The organism is Frankia sp. CoWAU3, from assembly GCF_977971855.1.
Genome location: NZ_CDWWXB010000202.1, coordinates 1 through 1,885 on the forward strand (window position 1 = coordinate 1; position 1,885 = coordinate 1,885).

The following is a 1,885-nucleotide window of genomic DNA, read 5'->3' on the forward strand; positions in this document are numbered from 1 at the left end:
TGCTACGGGTGGCTGGCGATTCGCACAGCCACGGTGGATTCGCCGAACCGCCGAGCCTGGAGATTCTGGCGAGGATCACCGATGTCTTCGGCTCGCAGAGCAAGTCCGGCAGCGTCATGACCGGTACCGAGGGTACGGTGACCTACCGGGTCGGCGATCTTCCGACCACACTCCACCTCAGCTGGGACAATCCGTTCACCGGCAGCAACACCGGCAGTGCGACGCTTGAGGGTGAGCAGAGATTTGCCTTCCATGCGGGCTGCGTGGTCGGCGCGGGAAACTCCGCCCACCTGAAATACGAACTCCGCCCGGTCGACATGCACGGGCACGCGGTGTACGGCGGGATTCTGGAGAGGTGGGCCGGGCTGAGGTACTCGGACGGCCCGCTCGGCTTTCCGGTCAGCAACGAGGAGGGCGTGCCGGACGGGGTCGGCCGCTACGTGACGTTCGAGCGGGGGATCATCTACTGGCATCCCGATCCCAATGTAGGAGCGCACGCGGTCTGGGGCCGAATCGGTACCCGCTGGGAGCAGCTGGGACGTGAGCAGTTCGGTTATCCGATCACCGACGAACTGCCGACCCCGGATGGGCGAGGGCGCTACAACCACTTCCGGAAGTTCGCCGCCGACGGGCATGTCTACGACGCGTCGATCTACTGGACGGTGGCGACCGACGCGCACGAGATCTACGGCGCCATTCGGGCGAAGTGGGCCAGCCTCGGATGGGAACGGAGCCGACTGGGCTACCCGGTCGGGGCTGAGGAGGACTACCAGGGCGGGCGGCTGCAGCGATTCCAGTCGGGATCACTGTTCTGGAACGGCCACGGCGTGGAGGTCCGCTGATGACGCCGGGGGAGACCGCGCCCGCCGGGTCGGCCCGTATGTCGGCGCCGCGCCGGACGCGCCCGCGCCTGGCGATGATCCTGAGCGTGGCGGCGTTGGTCACGCTGGGAGCGTGTGGTTCGTCGCATGACGACCACGAACTGATTCCCGATCCCGGTCCGGCTGTCAGTACCACCACCGATCCGGCGTCCGGCTCGGTCCCTGGAGCCACCCGCCACACCGGCTCGAGGGGTGGATCCACGACCTATCACCTGTCGGTCGTCGTCGATGACGACGGCGTGGTCACGGTGGGGACGGCTCATTGTCCTCCGACGTGCACCTACCCGGTGCGCGCCGGGCAGCGGATCACGCTCGCGGCGGATCCCATAGAGTCTTTCGTCCGGTGGGAGGTCACCGGCCCAGGGCGCGGCCAGGACACCTGCACGGGTTCGCAAGAGCGTGAATGCACCATCACGTTCATCGGCGACACCACCGCGCGTGCCCGCTTCGGGCCCGACGACACCCCCAGCCCGGAGCAGACGCCAACGCCGGGTTCCAACGGGCGCGGGGAGCCGGGGACGTCGTCGACACCTCAGCATGGCTGAGGGGGACCGGGTCTTTCTCAGCTACGCGGAGGCCGACCGCGAGTGGGTCGCCGGCTATCTCACGCCCGCCCTCGGGCTGCGCCCCGACCAGGTGATCACCGCCGACGGCTTCCCGCCGGGCGAGCCGATCGTCGCCGCGTTCGAGCGGGCGGTTCTCGGCAGCCGCGCCACCGTGGTGGTGCTGACGCCGGCCTACCTGACCGACAGGTGGGCTGCCTTCGGGGAACTGCTGGCCTCCTACCAGGACGTCACCGCCGGTGGCACCTTCGCGGGCGGCACCACCGCCACCGCGAAGGTCGTCCCGGTGCTGAGGGAGCCCTGCGACATCCCGCCGCGTGTCGGCTTCCGGGTTCGGCTCGATTTCACTGATCGCCGCCACTGGGAGGCGCAAGCCGCCCGGCTGCGTGTCCTCCTCGCCCAACCGCCGCCAGCCGGCGAGGAGATCCGCTGCCCCTACCC

General features: G+C 69.3%; 3 protein-coding genes. All 3 read left to right on the forward strand.

The genetic code is table 11. The features are described from left to right. On the forward strand, positions 1–842 hold an 842-nt coding region (locus AC08ON_RS15180; protein WP_476617200.1), incomplete at its 5' end, for an LGFP repeat-containing protein. Continuing rightward, positions 842–1,426 (forward strand): hypothetical protein, encoded by a 585-nt coding sequence (locus AC08ON_RS15185; RefSeq protein ID WP_476608493.1) that lies wholly within the window; start codon positions 842–844, stop codon positions 1,424–1,426. The genes AC08ON_RS15180 and AC08ON_RS15185, both read left to right, overlap by 1 nt. Further along, the coding region (locus AC08ON_RS15190) for a toll/interleukin-1 receptor domain-containing protein (protein ID WP_476617201.1) at positions 1,419–1,885 on the forward strand (467 nt) is incomplete at its 3' end. The genes AC08ON_RS15185 and AC08ON_RS15190, both read left to right, overlap by 8 nt.

What these genes read in the sequence shown, in the direction of transcription:
- AC08ON_RS15185 (WP_476608493.1), top strand. Translation starts at nt 842, where the DNA reads ATGACGCCGGGGGAGACCGCGCCCGCCGGGTCGGCCCGTATGTCGGCG.